Raw genomic sequence first — 21,338 nt, 5'->3', positions numbered from 1 at the left:
CGCGGGGTGGAGCAGCCCGGTAGCTCGTCAGGCTCATAACCTGAAGGTCGTCAGTTCAAATCTGGCCCCCGCAACCAAAACACCAAAAGCCCCGCCCGGTCACAAACCGGCGGGGCTTTTTGGCGTCCGGGGGCTGCGCGCCATCGCTGGACGAAGGCGGCTTTGCCGCGTCGGCCGGATCTCTCTGACTCGTGGCGCGTTAGCCCGTGACAGACACGGCCGCTGCCATCCTCCGGATCATCAGCGCCATAGCATCTGACCCACGAGGTGCGGAGGCAGGACATGACAGAGGGCAAGATCCGCGTCGGCATCGGCGGGTGGACGTTCGAAGCGTGGCGCGAGACGTTCTATCCGAAAGGTTTGCCTCACGCCCGTGAGCTCGCCCATGCGAGCCGCCATGTCACGGCCATCGAGGTCAACGGCACGTTCTATCGGACCCAGAAGCCTGAGACCTTCGCTGTCTGGCATGACGAGGTGCCCGACGATTTCGTCTTCGCGCTCAAGGCGCCGCGTTATGCGACCAACCGGCGTGTCCTGGCAGAAGCGGGAGAGTCCGTCGCCCGCTTCATCGACAGTGGCATCGACCGTCTGAATACGAAGCTCGGGCCGATCAACTGGCAGATGGCGGCGACCAAGGCTTTCCAGCCGGAGGACTTTGCGGCCTTTCTCAGCCTCCTGCCCAGAACAGCGCACGGTTTGACGCTCCGCCATGTCGTCGAGGTGCGCCATGCCAGCTTCATGGTGCCGGAGTTCATTGCCCTCCTGCGGGATCATGGCGTCGCCGCGGTCTTTGCCGATGATCCAGACTACCCCTTCTTCTTCGATCCGACCGCGGATTTCGTCTACCTGCGTCTGCAATGCGCGCGGGAGGAGGAGCCACGCGGCTATGCGGATGCGGATATCGACACGTGGGCGGCGCGGGCGACCAGCTGGGCGGCGGGCCGTCATCCAGCCGGCTTGCCGCTGGTTGCCCCGAAGGCGCCAGCGCAGAAGGTCAAGCGGGACGTCTTCATCTTCTTCATCAATGGCTTCAAGCCCAAGGCTCCGCTGGCGGCGATGCGGCTCATCGGTCGCCTGGGCGCCTGAGATCAGAGGCGCGTCGCGGCCCGTCGGGAGCCGCGCGGGCCCTCACGGCTCCCAGTCATATTGCATCTGCCGGGCGGTGGCGCGCGCCGCGGCCTTGCCGAGGATCCCGGCGACGAGATGCAGGCTCATGCCGATGCCAGCCGAGATGCCAGCAGAGGTGATCACTTCGTCCTCGTCGACGAAGGGCACGTCCTCCAGCACCCGCAAGGCGGGATGGGCCGTGCGCAGATCCGGGACGTCCTCCCAATGGGTCGTTGCGGCGCGGCCCTCGAGCAGGCCGATCGCGGCGAGCAGGAAGGCGCCGGTGCAGACCGATGCCGTCAGCGTCGCGGCTGCGCTGGCCCTTCGGATGTAGTCGAGCGTCGCGGCGTCGCCGAGCGGCTGGGTCACCACCCCGCCGGGAACCACGAGCAGGTCAAACGGCGGGGCGTCGCTCGCCTCGTGAGCAGCGCGGACGATCAGCCCATGGCGGGCGCGGACATCGCGATGTCCGACGGCGACGGTCGCGACATCGAAGGCACCGCCCGGGACCAGCCCGTCCCGCCGCGCGACGCGATCCGCCACCGAGAAGACCTCAAACGGCCCGGCGAAATCGAGCACCTCGACCTCGGGGAAGAGCAGAATGCCGACACGCACCGGCCTTCCGCCGGCGATGATGCCCCCCAGTCCGTCGACCGCCCGCGCCATGACCGCCCGAACGCGCTACTTCGTGCCAAACATGCGGTCGCCCGCATCGCCGAGACCCGGCACGATATAGCCGTGGTCGTTCAGGTGGCTGTCGATGGACGCCGTCCAGATGCCGACATCGGGATGGTGAGCGTGGAACTTGGCGACACCCTCGGGGGCGGCCAGCAGGCAGACGAAGCGCAGGTTCTGCACGCCGCGCTCCTTCAGCCGCTCCACCGCCGCGATCGCCGAATTGGCCGTCGCCAGCATCGGGTCGATGACGATGACGAGACGGTCGGCGACGTCTTCAGGCGCCTTGAAATAGTACTCGACGGCCGTGAGGGTCGCGGGGTCGCGGTAGAGGCCGATATGGGCGACGCGGGCGGAGGGGACGAGCTCCAGCATGCCGTCGACGAAGCCGAGACCGGCGCGCAGGATCGGCGCGAAGACCAGCTTCTTGCCGCCGATCTGCGGCGCCATCATCGTCTGGAGCGGCGTCTCGATCTCCGTCATTTCGAGCGGCAGGTCGCGCGTCACCTCGTAGCAGAGCAGCATGCCGATCTCGTGCAGCAGCTGGCGGAAGCCCTTGGTGGAGCGGTTCTTGTCGCGCATCAGGGTGAGCTTGTGCTGCACCAGCGGATGATCGACGACGGTCACGGTGTTCATGCGCCCTCCAGGCCCTTCTCTATCCTGCGCATCTTAGAAGACGGTCCCGTCGCTGACGACCCGGATCGGTGGGCCGCCATCGTCGCGGCGCTCGCGGGCGAGGCGTCGGCCGGCGGCCCAGGTTCCGCCTTCGAGCACGCGGGCGAGCGGGAAGGCCTCGGCTGACAGGCCGAGGCGCTGGCGCACCAGCGGCGCGATGGCATCGAGGAGAGCGACGGTAAGACCGCGCCATTCGACGACCAGGGCGCTGTCGACGGTGTTGGCCGCGGTCGCGGCGGCGGGATCGCGCAGGGCGAGCACGCCCATGTCCACGAAGAGCCCGCCATTGCGATATTCCGGCAGGCCGGTCAGCCCGTCGATGTGGGTGACGGTGATGCCGGCGCTCTCCAGCGGCTCGATGAGCGAATAGGAGAGCCATTGCGACAGCTTGTGGAAGGGGATGAGCCCGTCGCTGGCATCGCCTGCGCGGATCTTCGCATGGTGCCAGCAATCGCCCAGCGCAATGCCGCCGAGGGTGACGCGGCTTGGCCAGATCGGACCGAGATGGGCGAGGACGCCTGCGAGGATGGCGGTGGCTGGCAGGCGGCCGCCCTCGGCCTGGGCTGCCAGATGGTCGAAAAGGCCGCCGGGGCGGGGCGTGTCGCGGGTGGCGAAGACCTGCGGGTTCGCGCTCGCCGTGGTGCCGAGGCGGGCGAGGAGGCTGGCGCGGCCCTCGAGGCCGACCAGCGGGTTGGTGTCAGAGACCTGGAAGCCGCGGGCGATGTCCCCGGCGGTGAGGGCGGCGAGGCGGGCGGCATCGGCGCGGGCGCTCACGCCATCGTCGGCGAAGGCGCCGGCCTCGAACATGCGCAGCGAGGCGACCGCCAGGCCTTCCGATTTCGACAGTTCGACGCCGGTCGCCGCGTCGCGATAGCGCCAGGCCATGCCGGCGCCGGCATCGAGCAGGACCGAGACGATGGCGAGGTCGAAGGCGGTGCGGCCGCGCTCCGCCGGATCGGCGATGCGGGCGAGAAGGTCCGCGCCAAGATCATGCGGGCCGGCGCGGAAATGCCGCCAGCGGGCATGAAACGGGATGGCGAGATCCGGATAGTTGCCGCGGATCACCTCGACCACGAGATCGGCCGCCGCGGGCAGGCGGTCCATGTCCACGGTGAAGGCGGAGAGCTCCCCGGCCATGCCGAGGTCGAGCATCTTGGCCGAGCGCTCGCGCACGGCGGAAGCGGTCAGCAGCGCGCGGGCGGCGCGCGGTGCGTCGAGCATGGCGAAGGCCATCAGCAGGGCTCCGGGGACAAGGCAGAGAGGTCGCGGCGAGTCGAATGCCCCACCCTCACCCTCCCCGCTGGCGCAGGGAGGGGACTTTGACGTCCTGCAAGGCTGTCAGCGGTTGGGCCTGGCCCAACCGGTCAGGCCGCGGCGGGCCATCGTGGTCTCCCTCCCCTCGCGCAGAGAGGGGAGGGTGCGGGTGGGGCATGACGACGGCATCGCGTTCGCACGGCGCCATTCCGACAACAAACGGCATCAGAAATCTTCGATCTTGCGGCCGACGACGCGGGTGAGGTCGTCCTGCGAGGGCGGCGGGGCCGGGGTGAAATAGCCGGCGGCCTTCTTCGCCTCCATCTCCACGGAGGCGTCATCGGGGACGAGTTCGGCCGGGATCGGCACGCGCTCCACCACGTCGACGCCAGCGGCGACAAGAGCGTCGTATTTCATGTTCGACATGGACATGAAGCGGTCGATGCGGCGGATGCCAAGCCAGTGCATGACGTCGGGCATCAGCTGCTGGAACCGCGCGTCCTGCACGCCGGCGACGCATTCGGTGCGCTCGAAATAGGTGGCGGCTTGGTCGCCGCCTTCCTGCCGCTTGCGGGCATTGTAGACGAGGAACTTCGTCACCTCGCCGAGGGCCCGGCCTTCCTTGCGGTTATAGACGATGAAGCCGACGCCGCCCTTCTGGGCGTCGCGGGCCGCCTCCTCGATGCCGTGCACGAGATAGGGGCGGCAGGTGCAGATGTCCGAGCCGAAGACGTCGGAGCCGTTGCATTCGTCGTGGAGCCGGCCGGAAATGAAGGTGCTGGGGTCGCCGAGCTTCGCCACATCGCCGAAGAGATAGACGGTGGTGTTGCCGATGGGCGGCAGGAAGACGCTCATGTCCGGGCGCGTCACCAGTTCGGGATACATGCCGCCGGTCTGCTCGAAGAGGGTGCGGCGCAGGTTGGTCTCCGAGGTGCCGAAGCGCTCGGCGATGCCGGGCAGGTACCAGACCGGGTCGATGGCGATCTTCACGCAGGCAATGTCGCCGCTGTCGCGGACGATCGTGCCGTCGACCGGCAGCCGCGTGCCGATGGCGTCCTTCAGCTCGGGCAGGGTCAGCCGCGCCTTGGTGATGGCGATGGAGGGGCGGATGTCGACGCCCTCGGCGATTTCGGGGCGGAAGATCTCGCCGACGAGGTGGCCGAAGGGATCGATCGACACGATGCGGCCGGGCTCGGACCATTGCGGGAAGGGCCCGATATTCACCACGGGGTGGGTGTTGGTGAGATCGGGCCGCTGGATCGGATTGAGCGCGCCGGCGGAGACGGCGAGTGCCCGATAGAGCGCATAGGAGCCGCCATGGGTGCCGATGGCGTTGCGATCGGGGCCGGCATTGACGGTGGCGACCACGGGGCCGCGCTGTCGGGGATCGGCGGCGCCCCAGTTCAGGGCGAAGCGGGAGGGCGTGCCGGCGCCCGGATGCGAGGTCAGCCTGATGTGACCCGACTTGTTGACGCTCATCCTGTCCTCGATGCCATGAGGCCTTGCGGAACGGATACGGCCCCCCGTCGGAGAAAGGCGGAGGGCCGTCGAAGAAGCATCCGATGATGGCTCAGCTTCGCTCCGCCGGCAAGGGGGCACCGCGGACGCCGGATCCGGGATGGCTGGAGCGCACCGCATTGCGCACCCGCGCCTCGTCCACGCCGGCGTCCTGGAGTTCGCGGCGGAACACGTCGCGACGCTCGTGCACCGATGCGATGACCTTGCCGGCGGGGACGCCGAGGTCGAAGAGCACGGCTTCGGAGAGCTGCAGGCTCGCCTCGATCGTCTCGGGGACCGCGTCGGTCACGCCAAGGCGGTAGAGGCGCTTGGCGTGGTCGGCGTCGCGGGCGCGGGCGATGATGGTGAGCTTCGGGTTCAGGGCGCGGGCAATCTGCGCGATCTCGTCGAGCGCGCCCTCCGTGTGCAGCGTGAGCACGAGGGATGCGGCGTCGCGCACGCCACACTGTTCCAGGAAGGCGTGGTTGTTGGCATCGCCGAAATAGACGTCGTGCCCTTGGCGGCGGAGATCGGCGATCTCGCGGGCGTCGCGGTCGACGGCGATATAGGGCACGCCGTGGGTCTTCAGCATCTCGCAGACGAGCTGGCCGACGCGGCCATAGCCGACGACGATGACGCGGCGACCAGTCGCCACGGGAGGGGCGACGGTGAGCTCGGGGTCGGGCGCCGCCTTCTTTTCGACGCGGCGGGCGACGAGGGCGCCGAGCTTGTCGAGGAAGGGCACGGTCGCCATGCTCAGCGCCGTCAGCGTGACGATGAAGGAGCCGACCTCGGGTGCGACAACGCCGCTTCCCGTCGCCTGCTGCATCAGGACGAAGGCGAATTCGCCCGCCGGCCCGAGCAGCAGCGCGGTGCGGAAGGCGACGATCCAGCTGAGGCCGAAGGCGCGGCCCAGCGGCACGATGACGGCGATCTTCAGCACGATGAGCGCAGCCAGAGCGGCGCCGAAGGTGCCCGGGCTGGCGATGACGGCGGGCAGGTCCAGCGACAGGCCCACCGAGAAGAAGAAGACGCCGAGCAGGATGCCCTTGAAGGGCTCCAGCGTCGCCTCGATGGCGCGGCGGAATTCCGTCTCGGCGATGAGCAGGCCGGCGACGAAGGCGCCGAGCGCCATGGAGACGCCGAAGGCGGCGGTGAGCAGCCCGGTGCCGATGGCGATGAGGATGGCGGCCGCGGTGAAGACCTGCGGCTCGTGCATCGCCGCGACCAGACGCAGGAACGGGCGCAGGACCCGCCGTCCGACCAGCACGACGATGGCGACGGCCGCGGCGCCCTGGACGAGGGCCATGGCGAGGCCGAAGAGGACTGAACCCTCCTCGCCCCGCTGCGACAGGGCGACGACGAGGAAGAGCAGGGGGATCACCGCGAGATCCTGCATCAGCAGGATGGCGAAGGTGGCGCGGCCGGTCGTGGTGGTGAGCCGCCGCTGCTCGGCGAGATATTCCACCACCACGGCGGTGGACGAGAGCGCCAGGCCGCCGCCGATGATGAGGGCGGCGGCGACTGGCCGGCCGAGCCACCAGGCGGCAAGGACGATGATGGAGGCCGTGACCAGCACCTGCAGCGAACCGAGGCCGAGCACCAGCTTCTTCATGCGGGTGAGGCGCTCGTAGGAGAGTTCGAGGCCGATGAGGAAGAGCAGGAAGACAACGCCGAGTTCGGCGAAGGCGGCCATCTGCTTGCTGTCGGAGACGGCGAACCAGGCGAGCCAGGGATAGGTGGCGGAGAGGCCGCCGAGCACCGACGGCCCGGCGATGAGGCCGATGCTCAGGAAGGCGAGGGCGGGGCTGATGCCGATGCGCTTGAGCAGGGGGACCGTCACCGCCGTCGAGGCGAGGATGATCAGCGCGTCCTTATAGGCTGCGAGCTCAACCGCGGCGGCCATGCGTGTGTCGTCTCCCCTCGGCACCGGGCCGGATCAGCCGCGGTGTTCCAAACCTATGCGGCGCTGCGTCGAAATGTCCATTGCAGAACGCTTAGCCGGCGATCCGATGAACGGATGTTAAGCTGATGGCCGGCCAAGGCAATTTTCTTTTTTCCGGAGCGGAAAATCCACTTGCACCCCGGGCGGAATCTGATATCTACCCCCTTGCCCAATTTCGCACGTGCCTGTGGTTGCGTGCCGGTTGGTGGGCATCCGGACAAGAGGCCGGACAGCCGCCCGAAGACTTGGGAATGCGCCGGGACCTACCGGGCCGTGTTCCAGGGGCGTCGCAAGACGCGGGGTCTTCGATAACCTAACCGGCAGCCGGAGGCGAAACCGGCGAACCCTGCCCTCCGCAGGGGACGCGACTTGAAGCAACGACGATCGGGCTTTTTTGGTCTCAGCTGGTGTCCAGAGCCAGCTACCGAAGAGGCTTGTTCTTCTTGCCGGCCGTGCGGATCGGGAACTCCCCAATCCAATCGAAGGCGTCGCTATCGCTGACGGGTGTCCAGCCCGGCCTCGATCGCAATGTCTCGGCGAACGTCATCGGGTGGTCGACGCCACCGGTGTTCCGTCTCCACAGCGGACCCGGAAAGCGAACGCCGCCCATGGGTTCAACCCTTTGAGGGTCCTCGAGAGCGAGGGCTTGGGGGGATTACAATGACCGACCGCATCCGCGAGTTCCTCCGCAACCGCCGTGAGGATGGCCCGATCCTCGTCGTCGACCTCGAGGTCGTCGCCGAGAACTTCACCAAATTCGCCCGCGCCCTGCCCGACACCCGCGTGTTCTACGCGGTGAAGGCCAATCCGGCGCCGGAGATCCTCAACCTCCTCGCCGAGATGGGCTCCTGCTTCGACTGCGCTTCCGTGGTCGAGATCGAGCAGGCGCTCGCCACCGGCGTCGCCGCCGACCGCGTCTCCTTCGGCAACACGATCAAGAAGGAGAAGGACGTCGCCCGTGCCCTCCAGTACGGCGTGCGTCTCTTCGCCGTCGATTGCGAGGCCGAGGTCGAGAAGATCGCCCGCCAGGCCGCCGCCATCGGCGCCAAGGACGTCAAGGTCTTCTGCCGCTTCCTGCAGGACTGCGAGGGCGCCGAGTGGCCGCTCTCCCGCAAGTTCGGCTGCGCGGCGGAGATGGCCCCGCGCGTCCTCGAGCACGCCCACCGGCTCGGCCTCGTCGCCTACGGCCTGTCGTTCCATGTCGGCTCGCAGCAGACCAACATGGGCGCCTGGGACGAGGCCCTGACGACCGCTTCCTCGATCTTTGCCACGCTCGCCGAGCGCGGCATCGAGCTGAAGATGGTCAACATGGGCGGCGGCTTCCCGACCCGCTACCTCAAGGACGTTCCGGCGGCGGAAGCCTATGGCGCGTCCATCTTCGAGGCGCTGACCAAGCATTTCGGCAACCGCATCCCGGAGACGATCATCGAGCCGGGTCGCGGCATGGTCGGCAATGCCGGCATCATCGAGTCCGAGGTCGTGCTCATCTCGAAGAAGTCGGACGAGGACGAGGTGCGCTGGGTCTATCTCGACATCGGCAAGTTCCATGGCCTCGCCGAGACCATGGACGAGGCGATCCGCTATCCGATCCGCACGGATCGCGACGGCGACGCCGTCGCTCCTTGCGTGCTGGCCGGCCCGACCTGCGATTCGGTCGACGTGATGTACGAGAAGAAGCCCTACGACCTGCCCGTGTCGCTCTCCATCGGCGACAAGGTGCTGATCGAGGCGACCGGCGCCTACACCACGACCTATTCCACGGTCGGCTTCAACGGCTTCGCGCCGCTGGCTAGCGTCTGCATCTGACGCTCCTCCCGCCCGGGTGACCGGGCGGGCTTCACTCTCCTGAAAGCGTCCCGACCGGCCGTGGGCTAATGCCCCGGCACGAGGGCTGTCGTCTCTCTCGCCTGAGAAGGACCGCGGCCATGACCGTGCACGTCTCCCTGAAGGACCATGCGTCCGCCCGTCCTGGCCCCGTCGTTGTCGGCGAGGAGCAGGTCCGTCACATCGCGGCCCGCGAGGCGCTGCTCGACGCCGCTTTCGGCGAGGAGCGCTTCGCCAAGACCTGCGAGCGGCTGCGCGAAGGCCGCCTGCCGGCGGATGGGCTCGCCCTCGTCGCCCTGATGGGCGACACGCTCGTCGGCACCGTGCGCCTGTGGAACGTCAGCCTCGGCGCGAATCGCCCCGGCCTGATGCTGGGTCCGCTCGCGGTCGACACCTCCCTCCGCTCGGCCGGCATCGGCGCGCTGCTGATGCGTGAGGCGATCGGCCGCGCCCGCGAGGCCGGCCATCGCGCCGTCGTGCTCGTCGGCGACGAGCCCTATTACCGCCGCTTCGGCTTCGATCCGTCGAAGATGGAGCGGCTCTGGCTTCCGGGTCCGGTGGAGCGGTCCCGGTTTCTCGGGCTGGAACTGGCCGAAGGCGCTCTGGACGGCGCCAGCGGCCTCGTCAGCCCGACGGGCCGCGAGGCGCCCCGCTGGCCGGGTCTGGAACTCGGCCAGGCCTGGCGCATTGCTGCCTGAGGCGAGCGATGCATGGCGGTCACACTTCCTCAAGGTGTGACCGTCATGCTCTCGACCGGACCGCGGCCGCCGTCTATCGTTCGGCGACGCATCGGGAGCACATCAATGATCCGCCAGTTCGCCCTTGGCCTCGTCGCCGCCACCGCGCTCTTCGCGGTCGAGGCCGCCACGTTCCAGGCTGAGGCCCAGCAACGCCGCCGTGGCGTGCCCGAGGTTCGCGTGTCGCGCCCGAGCTGGCTGGTGACGCCGAAGGTCTCCTTCCCCGGCGACCGCCTCAGCGCCCGTCCGGACATCATCTACGGCAACACCTTCGCCAATGGCGATCCGGTGGCCATGTCGACCTCGATGCGCGGCAGCCGCATCGGCCCCGACCGCTTCTGGGGCGGCCCGGCCAACATGGTGAACTGGCCCTGGCCGGCGGCCTTCTACGCCGGCAACTGATCCCCCGATTGCGTCTGGACAATCCTTCCCGCATAACGCGCATGGGACATTGGACTCCCTCGCCTTGAGGCGAAGGAGACGGTAATCCTTGCTCCCACCAATCCCCCAACGAAGGGATGTCCAGGGATGGATGATACCGACCGCCGCATTCTCTCGGTGCTGCAGCAGGACGCGTCGCTTTCGATTGCGGAAGTGGCCTCGCGTTCCGGCCTGTCGACGACGCCGGCCTGGAAGCGCATCCAGAAGCTCGAGGCGGAAGGCATCATCAAGGGCCGTGTCGCCCTGCTGGATCCCAAGAAGCTCGGCCTCGGCCTGACGGTCTTCGTCTCGATCGAGACCGCCGACCATTCCGAAGGCTGGCTCGCCCGCTTCGCCGAGGTCGTCTCGGCCATGCCGGAGGTGATGGAATTCTACCGGATGGCCGGCGACGTCGACTACATGCTCCGCGTGGTCGTCGCCGACATGGACGCCTATGACGCCTTCTACAAGCGCCTCATCGCCCAGATGCCGCTGAAGAACGTCACCTCGCGCTTCGCCATGGAGCGGATCAAGCAGACCACGGCGCTGCCGATCCAGGCGGGCAAGCCATGAGTGGCCCTGCCATGAGCGGGCTGGAGAAGCTCACCCCGCCGGAAATGCCGGCGCCCTTCGCGAAATATTCGCATGCGGTCGTGGTCCCGGCGGGCACGCGGATGCTCTTCTGCTCGGGCCAGCTCGGCCTTGCCGCCGATGGCACGATCCCGGAGAGCGCCGAGGCGCAGGCGGATCTCTGCTTCGCCGCCATCGGCCACATGCTGCGCGCCGCCGGCATGGACATGTCCGACATCGTCCGCATTAACGCCTTCGTCACCGACCGCGCCCATATGGCCGGCTACATGGCCTCGCGCGACCGGCACGTGACGAGCCCGCCGCCTGCCTCGACGCTGATGATCGTCTCCGGCTTCACCAAGCCCGAGTTCAAGGTCGAGGTCGAGGTGGTGGCGGCCAAGGCCGGCTGACGGGAGGCCCTCATGGCGCCGCGGCAACTCTGGGCCGAGATGACCACGGAGGAGTTCCGCGCCGGCGATACCGCGTCGTGGATCGCGGTCCTGCCCATCGCCGCGATCGAGCAGCATGGTCCGCATCTGGCGGTCGCCGTCGACACGGTCATCGCCGAGGGCAATGTCGCGGCGGTGCGCGCCATCCTGCCGAAGGACCTGCCCGTCACCTTCCTGCCCACCGTCTGGATGGGCAAGTCCGACGAACATGTCGCCTTTCCCGGCACCATCACCATCTCGGCCGAGACGCAGATCCGCCTGCTCACCGAGATCGGCGAGAGCATTGCCCGGGCGGGCGTCCGCAAGCTCGTCCTTGCCAATTCCCATGGCGGCAATGTCGCGACCATGGAGATCGTGGCGCGGGATCTGCGCCGCCGGTTCGGCCTGTTCGTGGTCCAGTGCTCCTGGCACCGGCTGGGATCACCGGCGGGGCTCTTCTCCGAGGCCGAGACCACCCACGGCATCCATGGCGGCGAGATCGAGACCTCGCAGATGCTGCACTTTCGCCGTGACCTCGTTCACATGGCGAAGGCGCGCGACTTCACCTCCGCCGCGGTGCTGATGGAGCAGCGCTACAAGCACCTGCGCGCGACGCAACGCGTCTCCTTCGGCTGGATGACCGAGGACCTGTCGGCCTCGGGCGCCATTGGCAATGCCGCGGCGGCGACCCCGGCGAGCGGGCGCGAGCAGACGGAGTTCACCGCGCGCGCCTTCGTCGAGCTGCTGCAGGACATCCACGCCTTCCCGGCCGGCCTGCTTGGGACGGCGACGCTGGCCTGACCCGGCCCCGCGCGATCAGTGCAATTTGGTCAGGTAATTGGCGAACATGCTGCCCGGCGCCAGCAGCGCACCCGCCCAGATGAAGGCCGACAGGATGTTGGCGATCTGGAACTTCCACTGCGACATGGCCAGCATGCCCGCGACCAGCGGCACCGAGGCGCGGAGGGGACCGGAGAAGCGGCCGATGAAGATGGCCCAGACGCCCCATTTCTCGAAGAAGGCATGGCCCTTGGGCAGCATGTCCGGGTGCTTCGACAGCGGCCATATCTTGCCGATCTTGTCCTTGAAGACATAGCCGAACCAGTAGGAGACGGCATCGCCGAGCGTCGCCCCGAGGGCGGCGGCGACGAGGATCGGCCAGAAGGGAATGCCGGCCGAGCCGATCAGCGGGCCGAAGGCGACGATCATCGCCCAGGCCGGCACGACCAGCGACAGGACCGCCAGCGACTCGGCGAAGCAGAGCGCGAAGATGATGGCGGGAGCCCAGGCCTGGTTGGCCTTGACGAACTCGATCACGGGCGTGACGTAGGCTTCCATGGGTTCGCCGGCTCGCTTGGGGGAGATGGTGACGGACCCAAGACGATCCCGCCCCATGGGTCAAGCGCGCGCACGGTGGACAATCGTCGCGGGGCGTCGACGGCAGGGGCCCGCGGGTCTATGCAGGTCGCACCACCGGGGACGATGACCATGGATCTCGACAGGCTGACGGCGCTCGCGGACCGCGTGCTGGGCGATGCCACCATCCCGGGACTGCCGAACCATTATCGCGGCAAGGTGCGCGACAATTACGACCTGGCCGACGGCAGCCGCGTCATCATCGCCAGCGACCGGATCAGCGCCTTCGACCGCATCCTCGCCGCCATTCCCTTCAAGGGCGAAGTGCTGACCCAGACGGCGCGCTACTGGTTCGAGCAGACGGCGGACATCTGCCCCAACCATGTCATCGCCTATCCCGATCCGAACGTCGTGGTCGGCAAGCGCCTGGACATCCTGCCCGTCGAAATCGTCGTGCGGGACTATCTCGCCGGGACGACCGGCACCTCGGTCCTGACCCTCTACAAGAAGGGGCAGCGGCAGATGTACGGCGTCACGCTGCCCGACGGCCTGAGGGACAACCAGCGCCTGCCGCATCCCATCATCACGCCGACCTCCAAGGCCTTCGATGGCGGCCATGACGAGCCGCTGTCGCCGGAGCAGATCCTCGAGCAGAAGCTGGTGACACCGGAGCAGTGGAAGGTCCTGTCGGACTACGCCTTCGCCCTGTTCGCCCGCGGCCAGGAACTGGCGGCCAAGCAGGGGCTGATCCTCGTCGACACCAAATACGAGTTCGGCACCGACCGCGACGGCACCATCATCCTGGCCGACGAGATCCACACGCCGGATTCGAGCCGCTACTGGCGCGCGGATACCTATCCCTCCCGCTTCGCAGCCGGCGAGAAGCCCGACAGCTTCGACAAGGATTTCGTGCGCAACTGGGTGGTGGCGCGCTGCGACCCCTACAAGGACGCCATTCCGGAGATCCCGCGCGACGTGATCGTCGCAACCGCGGCCGTCTATATCGAGGCCTACGAGACGATCACCGGACGCCCCTTCGTGCTTCGCGACGAGGGAGCGACAGTCATCGAGCGCATCCGCCGCAACCTGTTACCCTATATCGCCGCTTCACGATGATGACGCGGCAGGTTATTCTACATCTCTGATCTGACCGCGATCCGTCGCGGATTGATGGTTCTCCCCCGGGGACGATGCGCAGCGCATGGCCTTGCATCTGGTGACAGAGGAATTGAGCCTCGAGCACAAGCTCAAGGTCGCCTATGCCGCCTGGGGGCGTGGCGACGCGTCGATTCTCTCGTCGCTCGTCGCGGATGACTGCGAGCTCATGCTCATGGGCAACCCCGCGCTGAACCCGCATTCCGGCCTCAGGGTCGGACATGCCGGTATCCGTGACGCGCTGGAGCTGTTCCACAGCGTCTTCGAGGTGCGGGACTTCCTGATCGAGAAGATGATCGTCAAGGACGACGACGCCGTCGTGCACTGGCACTCGTCACTGGTCTTCCGCGCCAATGGCCGGGTCATCGACAGCGAGCGCTGCGACCTCATCACCTTCCGCGATGGCCTCGCCCGCAGCATCAAGGGCTTCTACGACACCGCCACCATGGCCCTGGTGAGCGGGAGGGCGCAGGTTGCGCCCCCCGATGGCGTCTTCGACGACGCCGTTCCGCCGAAGGCTCAGGCGTCGAGGACCTGACGGCTGGCAACGGTGGTGTCGGCGTTCAGCCGGTAGACGAGCGGCACGCCGGTCTTCAGCTCCAGCGTCGGGATCGTCTTGTCGTCGAGATGGTCGAGCACCATGATCAGCGCCCGCAGCGAATTGCCGTGGGCTGCGACGAAGACGCGCTCGCCGCGCATGACGCGGGGCAGGATGGTCTCGACATAATAGGGCAGCACGCGGGCCACCGTGTCCTTGAGGCTCTCGCCGCCCGGCGGCGGGACGTCGTAGGAGCGGCGCCAGATGTGCACCTGCTCGTCACCGTATTTCGCCGCCGTCTCGGCCTTGTTGAGGCCGGAGAGATCGCCATAGTCGCGCTCGTTGAGGCGCCAGTCGCGGATGGTCTCGAGGTTCGGCTGGCCGATCTCGTTCAGCATCAGCTCGCAGGTGCGCTGGGCGCGCGACAGCGCCGAGGTGAAGGCGACGTCGAAGGAGATGCCGAGGGCCTTGAGGCGGCGACCGCCGGCCTTCGCTTCCTCGACGCCCTTCTCCGTCAGGCCGGGGTCTTTCCAGCCGGTGAAGAGGTTCTTCAGGTTCCACTCGCTCTCGCCGTGGCGCGAGAGGACGAGAAGCCGTTCGGTCATGGTCGCAGTTCCTTCGGGCAGGTCAGAGGCCGAGCACGTCGGCCATGGAATAGAGGCCGGCAGGGCGGCCGCGGGCCCAGAGCGCTGCCTTCAGCACGCCGCGGGCGAAGAGGGTGCGGTCCTCGGCATAGTGGCTGAACACCACCCGCTCGCTCGGGCCGGCGAAGATCACCGAATGGTCGCCGACCACCGTGCCGCCGCGGAGCGCCGCGAAGCCGATGTCGCCGCGGGTGCGGGCGCCGGTCTGGCCGTCGCGGCCGCTGTCGCGCGCTGCCGCGAGATCGACCTTGCGGCCGCGGGCGGCGGCCTCGCCGAACATCAGCGCCGTGCCGGAGGGGGCATCGACCTTGCGGTTGTGGTGCATCTCGACGATCTCGATGTCGAAATCCTCGTCGAGCGCTTCGGCGGCCCGCTGCACCAGCGCGGCCAGCAGGTTCACGCCGAGCGAGAAATTGCCCGACTTGACGATGGTCGCCTTCGCCGCCGCCGCGGCAATGGCGGCGGTCTCCTCGTCAGTGAAGCCGGTCGTGCCGCAGATGTGGATCTTGCCGTGGCGGGCGGCCATGCCGGCGATGGCGACGGAGGCCTTCGGCACGGTGAGGTCGAGGATCGCGTCGGCCGCGGCGATGGCAGCCTCGGCATCGGCCGTCACCGCCACGTCGGCGCGGCCGGCACCGGCGAGGAGGCCGGCATCCTCGCCGAGCGCTGCGTGGCCGGCGGGCTCGGTCGCGCCTGTCAGCACCATGCCGTTGGTCTGCTGCACCAGGCGCACGAGCACGCGGCCCATATGGCCGGCGGCTCCGGCGACGACGATCCGCATGTCGGACATGGGCGGGCGCTCCCTTCAGGCAGTCGGGCGCCCTCTACCAGTCCGCGGCGGCGATGGAAAGCAGCGGCTCAGCCGCGATCGTCATAGGCGAGGACCGCCTCCAGCAGCACCTGCGCGCCATGGCCGCAATCCGCCTGGGTGGCGCTCTCCGCCTCGTTGTGGCTGAGGCCGCCGGCGCAGGGCACGAAGATCATCGTCGTGGGGCAGACACGCGCCGTGTACATGGCGTCGTGGCCGGCGCCGGAGGTGATCTCGCGGGCGGGCAGACCGAGCTTCTCGGCGGCCGCCTTCACCATGGCGATGCAGGTGGCGTCGAAGGGCTGGGCCGGGCTGTCCTGCAGCGGCGCGACCTCGTAGGCCGCGTCATGGCGGGTCGCCGCCTCGGCAATGGCGATGCGCGCCTTCGACACCATGGTCTTCAGCACCTCGTCCTTGTGGTGACGCAGGTCGAGGGTGAAGCGCATTTCGCCGGGAATGATGTTGGGCGAGCCGGGGAAAGCATTGACGATGCCGATGGTGGCAAGGCCGTCATGGTCGATGGCGATGCGGCGGATCTCGGTCGCGGCCTCGGCGAAGGCGGCGAGCGAGTCGCGGCGATAGGCCATGGGCGTCGTGCCGGCATGGCTCTCGCGACCGGTGATGGTGCAGGTGAACCACTTGATTGCCTGGATGCCGGTGACGATGCCGATGGTCTTGGCCTCCTCCTCGAGGATCGGGCCCTGCTCGATATGCAGCTCGAAATAGGCCTGGAAGGTGAGGTCGCCGGGCTTCACCGTGCCGCGATAGCCGATGCCCTCCAGCGCTTGCCCCTGGGTGATGCCGTCCTTGTCCTGGACGGCGTCCATCTGGGCCTGGCTGTAGACGCCGGCATAGACGGCCGAGCCCACCATGGAGGGCGAGAAGCGCGCGCCCTCCTCGTTGGTCCAGTTGACGAGGGCAAGCGGCGAGGTGGTCTCGTAGCCGGCCTGATGCAGCGTCTTCAGCACCTCGAGGCCCCCGAGCACGCCCAGGATGCCGTCGAACTTGCCGCCCGTCGGCTGGGTGTCGAGATGGCTGCCCATGGCAATCGGCTTGCGGGAATTGTCCTTGCCCGGGCGGATCGCCACCATGTTGCCGGCGGTGTCGATGTGGACCGAGCAGCCGAGCGCCTCGCACTCGGCGCGGAACCAGTCGCGGATGCGGCGGTCCTCGTCGGTGAGCGACAGGCGGCGGATGCCGCCCTTCGGCGTGCCGCCGACCTGCGCTGTATCCATGAGCATGTCCCAGAGGCGGCGGCTGTCGATGGTCAGGTTGGCGCGCATGGGCATCCTCGGCATGGCTCTCGCGGGGTGGGCGGACCTTTCCACCGGCCGGGCCGTCGCACAAGCCACAGAGGCGCACTGCACATCGGCGCGGGAAAAGGATCAGGCGAGGCGCGACGGCGCTGCCTCCTGCGGCATCGTCAACGCTTCGTTAACCATGATCTCCGCCATATCTTGGCCGTCTTCGCGGCCTCAAGAAGGTCCACCGAGCCACAGGGTCCGCCGTGCCGCCATTCCGTCTCCTTGCCGCTTTCCTGGGCGTGCTGGTCGTCCTCCTCGGCGGCCGGCCTGCCGCGGCGCATCCGCATGTGATGGTCGAGACCGAGACGCAGGTGGTCTTCGAGAACGGCCGCGTCACCGGCCTCGTCCATGCCTGGACCTTCGATGAGATGTACTCGACCTTCGCGACCCAGGGGCTCGACAAGGATCGTGACGGCACGTTCAGCCGCGAGGAACTCGCCGAGCTCACGCAGGTGAATGTCGAGCATCTCGGCCAGCAGAAGTTCTTCACCGTCCTGCGCCACGAGCGGCGCTTCGTGTCCTTCGGCCCGGTGCGCGATGCCTGGTCGGAGGTGGTCGGCGGCAAGCTGCGTCTGCACTTCACCGTGCCGGTGGCGACGCCCTTCGCGGCCGAGAGCAAGCCGGTGACGCTGCAGGTCTATGATCCCGACTATTTCGTCGCCTTCACGCCCGCCGATGGCGAGCCCATGCGCCTCGTCGCCGCCCCCCAGGGCTGCAAGCTCGATTTCACGCCGCCGAAGACCGGCAATGCCGCGGTCGGAAGCCTCTCCGAGAGCTTCTTCCAGGCGCTCAACACCAACGCCAATTTCGGCCAGCAATTCGCGGCGACCTTCACGGTGACCTGCCCGTGAGGCTCGGTCGTCGCGATGCCCTGCTGGTGGCGCTCGCCGCCACGGCCGTCCTCGTCGTGGTCGCGCCGGTGCTGGCGCAGGCGCCGCCGCCGGCCTTCGGCCCGCGCCCGCCGGCGCCGACCGGCATCACCGGCTGGATCATCGAGCAGCAGGTGCAGTTCTATCGCCAGCTTTCCGCCACGGTGCGCGCCATCCGGGCCGGCAATGCCGGCGCCTTCTGGACGCTGGTCAGCCTGTCGTTCCTCTATGGCGTGTTCCATGCCGCCGGTCCCGGCCACGGCAAGGCGGTGATCTCCTCCTACATCGTCGCCACCGGCGAGACGGTGCGGCGCGGTGTGACGCTCGCCGCCCTGTCCTCGCTCGTCCAGGCGCTGACTGCCATCGCCCTTGTCGGCCTGCTCGCGGCCATTCTCGGCACCACGGCGCGGACCATGCGCCAGGTGGTCAACATCGTGGAGCTCGTCGGCTATGGGCTGATCGTCCTGATCGGCTTGCGCCTGCTCTGGCAGAAGGGCCGCGCCTTCCTCGTCCGGTTCAGGGCCTGGCGTCAGGCCCAGCCGGTGGCGGGCGTCGGCTGCGACGACAATTGCGTCCATCTTCCCGCCGCCGAGCAGGTGGCGCGCATCCATTCTTGGCGCGAGGCGCTGGCCATCATCGTGACGGTCGGCCTCAGGCCCTGCACGGGGGCCATCCTCGTCCTCGTCTTCGCGCTGTCGCAGGGCATCATCCAGGCGGGCATCGCCGCGACCTTCGCCATGGCGGTGGGCACGGCGATCACCGTGGCGGCCATTGCCGCGCTCGCCTCGGGGGCGAAGAGCCTCGCCGTCCGGCTCGCTTCGGCGCGTCCGGGCGCCACGACCGTGCTGCTCAGCGGCGTCGAGGTTGGCGCCGCCGTGCTCGTCATCCTCTTCGGCGCCGGCCTGCTCACCGGCTATCTCGTCACCGAAGGCGCCATGCCCTTCTGACGCCGGACAAAAGAAAACCCCCTCGCGAGGAGGGGGCATGTCGGTCTTCAGAGCTTTTGTTGTCGTTGTCTCAGGCCCGCCGCCTGGTGGGATCAGCGCCCGCCCGCGGCCTGCTTGCGGTCGCGACGGCGGTCGGCAACCGGCTGGTAGGCGATGCGGGAATGGTAGGCGCAATAGGGAAGGCCGGTGGAGGAGCGGGCGCCGCAATAGCGGAAGTCGTCCTTGCCAGGCTCGCCGATCGGCCAGCGGCAGGAATATTCCTTCAGCTCCATGATGGTGCAGCGCTCGCCCATGGGCACGACATTGTCGATGGCCGGCAGGGGAGCGACCTCCACCTCGGGCATGATCTCGGCGGCCGGGCGCGGCTTGAAGGCGAGGTTCGAGCGCGATGCCGGCATGGAGGGCCGCGGCGGGGCCGAGGGCGCGGAGCGCGCCGGCTTGCGGGCCCGCGGGGCGGCGGAGGAGGGGGCCTTGGCGCGGCCGGACAGGCCGAGGCGATGGACCTTGCCGATGACGGCGTTGCGGGTGACCTGTCCCAGCTCGTTGGCGATCTGGCTGGCGCTCAGGCCGTCATTCCAGAGCTTCTTCAGGAGCTCGACCCGTTCGTCGGTCCACTGCAACTGCTGCATGTCCTGTTTCCTCCTGGGCGAGGCGACGGGCCCCGCGGAATCGCATAGCGCTCGTCGCCCCGGGAGAGGCGCCGCTGCACTGCCGATACCCTTGTCACTAAGGTCCGCCGCACGAGATGTCGTATGCCGACGGCCGGACACTACGCTATCGATTGAATCGGCATCAAGAGTCCGGCGAATCTCCCTGCGTTTTTCCCCAAGCGGTTGAGCCGCCTGAGAGGCCGTCCACAGGGCCAAACCGCTTTCCCGGCTCCGGATGCATGAGTCTTACCAAGGCCTTAAAACGGGTGTTGTTTTTGAGTCACTCTCCCCAGCTCTGTTGTGCGGGAATCCGCGGAATCCCGCCCGGAATCGCCGGATAGCCGGACCTGAGGGGTCGGTTGGCCTCATCCCGCCTCCCGTCACGTCATCGACCTGTCACGAAATATCGATCATTCTCGATATATGGATGAGAACGACGCCATCGCCAGCCTTGCCGCCCTGGCCCAGCCGACCCGGCTGGCCACCTTCCGCCTGCTCGTCGCCCACGAGCCGGAGGGCCTTGCCGCCGGCGAGGTGGGGCGTGCCCTGGCCGTGATGCAGAACACCATGTCCGCCCACCTCGCGGTGCTGTCGCGGGCCGGTCTGGTGCGCGCCGAGCGACAGGGCCGCACCATCGTCTACCGCGCCGATCTCGCGCGCTTCCGGGCGATGACGCTCTATCTCGTCAACGATTGCTGCGGCGGGCGCCCCGAACTCTGCACACCGCTGGTGGCCGAACTGTCTCGCCCCTCCTGCTGCGAGCCGGCATCGCCATGACCGCGCCCGACCTGTCCCGCCGCCTTGCCTCCGAAGGTCTCGGCACCGCGCTGCTCGTCGCCACCGTCGTCGGCTCAGGCATCATGGCGGAGAGCCTCACCCGCGATACGGCGCTGGCGCTGCTCGGCAACACGTTGCCGACCGGAGCCATCCTCGTGGTGCTCATCACCATCCTCGGGCCGATCTCGGGCGCGCATTTCAACCCGGCCGTGACGCTGGTCTTCGCGCTGCGCGGCGACCTCGCCCGCCGCGATGCCCTGCTTTACGTGGCGGCGCAGGTCGCCGGCGGCATTCTCGGCACGGTGCTGGCGCATCTCATGTTCGACCTCGCGCCGCTCGCCGCCTCGGCGAAGGTCAGGACCGGGCCGCCGCAATGGTTCGCCGAGGTCGTCGCCGCCTTCCTGCTCGTCACCGTCATACTCGGGGGCTTGAGGAGCGCGCCGGCGGCGATACCCTGGCTCGTCGGCCTCACCATCACCGCCGCCTACTGGTTCACCGCTTCGACCTCCTTCGCCAATCCGGCGGTGGCCATCGCCCGCGCCTTCACGCCGACCTTCTCCGGCATCCGTCCGCTCGACGTGCCGGCCTTCATCGCCGCCGAATGTATCGGCGCCCTGCTGGCGCTGCTCCTCGCCCGCTGGCTCTTCGCCAACACTGCCGACAAGGCCGCCCCATGACCGTGACCATCTTCCACAATCCCGCCTGCGGCACCTCCCGCAACACGCTCGCCATGATCCAGGCGAGCGGCGTCGAGCCGACCGTGGTCGAGTATCTCAAGACGCCGCCGAGCCGGGAGCGGCTTGAGGCGCTGATCGCCGCGATGGGCATCACGCCGCGGGAACTCCTGCGCGAGAAGGGCACGCCCTATGCCGAGCTCGGCCTCGCCGACCTCGCGCTCACCGATGCCCAGCTCATTGATGCGATGATGGCGCATCCCATCCTCATCAACCGGCCCATCGTCGAAACGCCGAAGGGCACGCGGCTGTGCAGGCCCTCGGAACTGGTCCTCGACCTTCTCGATGCGCCGCCGGCCTCCTTCACCAAGGAGGATGGGGAGGTCGTGGGAAAGGCGCCCTGATTGCGAGCCGGCAACGCTGCGCTGCAGCACGACAAACCCTGCGGCAATCTTGACTTTTCCCGGTGTCGCCAGCATAGAAT

General features: G+C 68.3%; 24 protein-coding genes and 1 tRNA gene. 15 read left to right on the top strand and 10 right to left on the bottom strand.

Features of this window, described 5'->3' with window-relative positions:
• Positions 1–77, top strand: a tRNA-Met gene (locus tag C8P69_RS14430).
• Positions 78–282: 205 nt separating this feature from the next.
• Positions 283–1,086 carry a DUF72 domain-containing protein gene (locus C8P69_RS14425; RefSeq protein WP_108178109.1) on the top strand — a complete coding sequence of 268 codons (804 nt, stop codon included), beginning with the start codon at positions 283–285 and terminating at the stop codon, positions 1,084–1,086.
• 42 nt (positions 1,087–1,128) lie between these two features.
• Here the strand turns inward: C8P69_RS14425 and C8P69_RS14420 are convergent, their stop codons facing one another.
• The 5 genes from C8P69_RS14420 to C8P69_RS14400 form a co-directional block, all read right to left on the bottom strand.
• Complete coding sequence (locus tag C8P69_RS14420; RefSeq protein WP_245902043.1) at positions 1,129–1,722, bottom strand: DJ-1/PfpI family protein; 594 nt, start codon at positions 1,720–1,722, stop codon at positions 1,129–1,131.
• 66 nt (positions 1,723–1,788) lie between these two features.
• Entirely contained in the window at positions 1,789–2,418 is a 630-nt protein-coding gene (gene upp, locus C8P69_RS14415; protein WP_108178107.1) for a uracil phosphoribosyltransferase, read from the bottom strand.
• A 33-nt stretch (positions 2,419–2,451) separates the two neighbouring features.
• A complete protein-coding gene (locus tag C8P69_RS14410) occupies positions 2,452–3,678 on the bottom strand; it encodes a URC4/urg3 family protein (RefSeq protein WP_108178139.1) in 1,227 nt (408 codons plus the stop codon).
• A gap of 258 nt (positions 3,679–3,936) precedes the next feature.
• Positions 3,937–5,190 carry a GTP cyclohydrolase II gene (locus C8P69_RS14405; protein WP_108178106.1) on the bottom strand — a complete coding sequence of 418 codons (1,254 nt, stop codon included), beginning with the start codon at positions 5,188–5,190 and terminating at the stop codon, positions 3,937–3,939.
• A 91-nt stretch (positions 5,191–5,281) separates the two neighbouring features.
• Positions 5,282–7,114, bottom strand: a complete 1,833-nt coding sequence (locus C8P69_RS14400) for a cation:proton antiporter domain-containing protein (RefSeq protein WP_108178105.1) — start codon at positions 7,112–7,114, stop codon at positions 5,282–5,284.
• 699 nt (positions 7,115–7,813) lie between these two features.
• Between C8P69_RS14400 and C8P69_RS14395 the strand changes: the two genes are divergently transcribed.
• The 6 genes from C8P69_RS14395 to C8P69_RS14370 all read left to right on the top strand — a co-directional run bounded on the left by C8P69_RS14395 (position 7,814) and on the right by C8P69_RS14370 (position 11,933).
• Positions 7,814–8,959 carry a type III PLP-dependent enzyme gene (locus C8P69_RS14395; RefSeq protein ID WP_108178104.1) on the top strand — a complete coding sequence of 382 codons (1,146 nt, stop codon included), beginning with the start codon at positions 7,814–7,816 and terminating at the stop codon, positions 8,957–8,959.
• Between the two features lie 119 nt (positions 8,960–9,078).
• Complete coding sequence (locus C8P69_RS14390; protein WP_108178103.1) at positions 9,079–9,675, top strand: GNAT family N-acetyltransferase; 597 nt, start codon at positions 9,079–9,081, stop codon at positions 9,673–9,675.
• Between the two features lie 105 nt (positions 9,676–9,780).
• Positions 9,781–10,116: a hypothetical protein gene (locus C8P69_RS14385; protein WP_108178102.1), complete on the top strand. Its 336-nt coding sequence runs from the start codon at positions 9,781–9,783 to the stop codon at positions 10,114–10,116.
• Between the two features lie 126 nt (positions 10,117–10,242).
• The gene (locus tag C8P69_RS14380; RefSeq protein ID WP_108178101.1) at positions 10,243–10,707 is read left to right on the top strand and encodes an Lrp/AsnC family transcriptional regulator; all 465 of its coding nucleotides are present in this window, start codon (positions 10,243–10,245) and stop codon (positions 10,705–10,707) included.
• Between the two features lie 11 nt (positions 10,708–10,718).
• Entirely contained in the window at positions 10,719–11,114 is a 396-nt protein-coding gene (locus C8P69_RS14375; RefSeq protein ID WP_108178100.1) for a RidA family protein, read from the top strand.
• Between the two features lie 12 nt (positions 11,115–11,126).
• Positions 11,127–11,933, top strand: coding sequence for a creatininase family protein (locus C8P69_RS14370; protein ID WP_108178099.1), 807 nt, complete (start codon positions 11,127–11,129; stop codon positions 11,931–11,933).
• Between the two features lie 15 nt (positions 11,934–11,948).
• Here C8P69_RS14370 and C8P69_RS14365 read toward each other — a convergent pair whose 3' ends face one another.
• Positions 11,949–12,470 carry a DedA family protein gene (locus C8P69_RS14365; protein ID WP_108178098.1) on the bottom strand — a complete coding sequence of 174 codons (522 nt, stop codon included), beginning with the start codon at positions 12,468–12,470 and terminating at the stop codon, positions 11,949–11,951.
• Between the two features lie 150 nt (positions 12,471–12,620).
• On the opposite strand from C8P69_RS14365, the gene C8P69_RS14360 reads away from it, so the two are divergent.
• Entirely contained in the window at positions 12,621–13,604 is a 984-nt protein-coding gene (locus C8P69_RS14360) for a phosphoribosylaminoimidazolesuccinocarboxamide synthase (protein WP_108178097.1), read from the top strand.
• An 85-nt stretch (positions 13,605–13,689) separates the two neighbouring features.
• A complete protein-coding gene (locus C8P69_RS14355) occupies positions 13,690–14,181 on the top strand; it encodes a nuclear transport factor 2 family protein (RefSeq protein WP_108178096.1) in 492 nt (163 codons plus the stop codon).
• Here C8P69_RS14355 and C8P69_RS14350 read toward each other — a convergent pair.
• The 3 genes from C8P69_RS14350 to C8P69_RS14340 form a co-directional block, all read right to left on the bottom strand.
• The gene (locus C8P69_RS14350) at positions 14,163–14,786 is read right to left on the bottom strand and encodes a 2,3-bisphosphoglycerate-dependent phosphoglycerate mutase (protein ID WP_108178095.1); all 624 of its coding nucleotides are present in this window, start codon (positions 14,784–14,786) and stop codon (positions 14,163–14,165) included. The genes C8P69_RS14355 and C8P69_RS14350 overlap by 19 nt on opposite strands.
• A gap of 22 nt (positions 14,787–14,808) precedes the next feature.
• Positions 14,809–15,615 carry a 4-hydroxy-tetrahydrodipicolinate reductase gene (dapB, locus tag C8P69_RS14345; RefSeq protein WP_108178094.1) on the bottom strand — a complete coding sequence of 269 codons (807 nt, stop codon included), beginning with the start codon at positions 15,613–15,615 and terminating at the stop codon, positions 14,809–14,811.
• Between the two features lie 68 nt (positions 15,616–15,683).
• Positions 15,684–16,916, bottom strand: a complete 1,233-nt coding sequence (locus C8P69_RS14340; protein WP_108178093.1) for a M20 family metallo-hydrolase — start codon at positions 16,914–16,916, stop codon at positions 15,684–15,686.
• 224 nt (positions 16,917–17,140) lie between these two features.
• Between C8P69_RS14340 and C8P69_RS14335 the strand changes: the two genes are divergently transcribed.
• Both C8P69_RS14335 and C8P69_RS14330 read left to right on the top strand, forming a co-directional pair.
• Entirely contained in the window at positions 17,141–17,788 is a 648-nt protein-coding gene (locus C8P69_RS14335) for a DUF1007 family protein (protein WP_108178092.1), read from the top strand.
• Positions 17,785–18,753, top strand: a complete 969-nt coding sequence (locus tag C8P69_RS14330; protein WP_245902042.1) for a nickel/cobalt transporter — start codon at positions 17,785–17,787, stop codon at positions 18,751–18,753. The genes C8P69_RS14335 and C8P69_RS14330 overlap by 4 nt, the downstream gene beginning before the upstream one ends.
• 92 nt (positions 18,754–18,845) lie before the next feature.
• Here C8P69_RS14330 and C8P69_RS14325 read toward each other — a convergent pair whose 3' ends face one another.
• Positions 18,846–19,382 (bottom strand): GcrA family cell cycle regulator, encoded by a 537-nt coding sequence (locus C8P69_RS14325; RefSeq protein ID WP_108178090.1) that lies wholly within the window; start codon positions 19,380–19,382, stop codon positions 18,846–18,848.
• A gap of 444 nt (positions 19,383–19,826) precedes the next feature.
• Between C8P69_RS14325 and C8P69_RS14320 the strand changes: the two genes are divergently transcribed.
• The 3 genes from C8P69_RS14320 to arsC are packed head-to-tail and all read left to right on the top strand — an operon-like array spanning position 19,827 to position 21,258.
• A complete protein-coding gene (locus C8P69_RS14320) occupies positions 19,827–20,180 on the top strand; it encodes an ArsR/SmtB family transcription factor (RefSeq protein ID WP_108178089.1) in 354 nt (117 codons plus the stop codon).
• Positions 20,177–20,857 carry an aquaporin gene (locus tag C8P69_RS14315; RefSeq protein ID WP_108178088.1) on the top strand — a complete coding sequence of 227 codons (681 nt, stop codon included), beginning with the start codon at positions 20,177–20,179 and terminating at the stop codon, positions 20,855–20,857. The genes C8P69_RS14320 and C8P69_RS14315 overlap by 4 nt, the downstream gene beginning before the upstream one ends.
• On the top strand, positions 20,854–21,258 hold the full coding sequence (gene arsC / locus C8P69_RS14310; RefSeq protein ID WP_108178087.1) for an arsenate reductase (glutaredoxin): 405 nt from the start codon (positions 20,854–20,856) through the stop codon (positions 21,256–21,258). Before C8P69_RS14315 ends, arsC begins: the two co-directional genes overlap by 4 nt.
• Positions 21,259–21,338: the final 80 nt, after the last annotated feature.

It is taken from the genome of Phreatobacter oligotrophus (assembly GCF_003046185.1).
Taxonomy (GTDB): domain Bacteria; phylum Pseudomonadota; class Alphaproteobacteria; order Rhizobiales; family Phreatobacteraceae; genus Phreatobacter; species Phreatobacter oligotrophus.
This window is presented reverse-complemented; position numbering and strand designations above follow the sequence as displayed.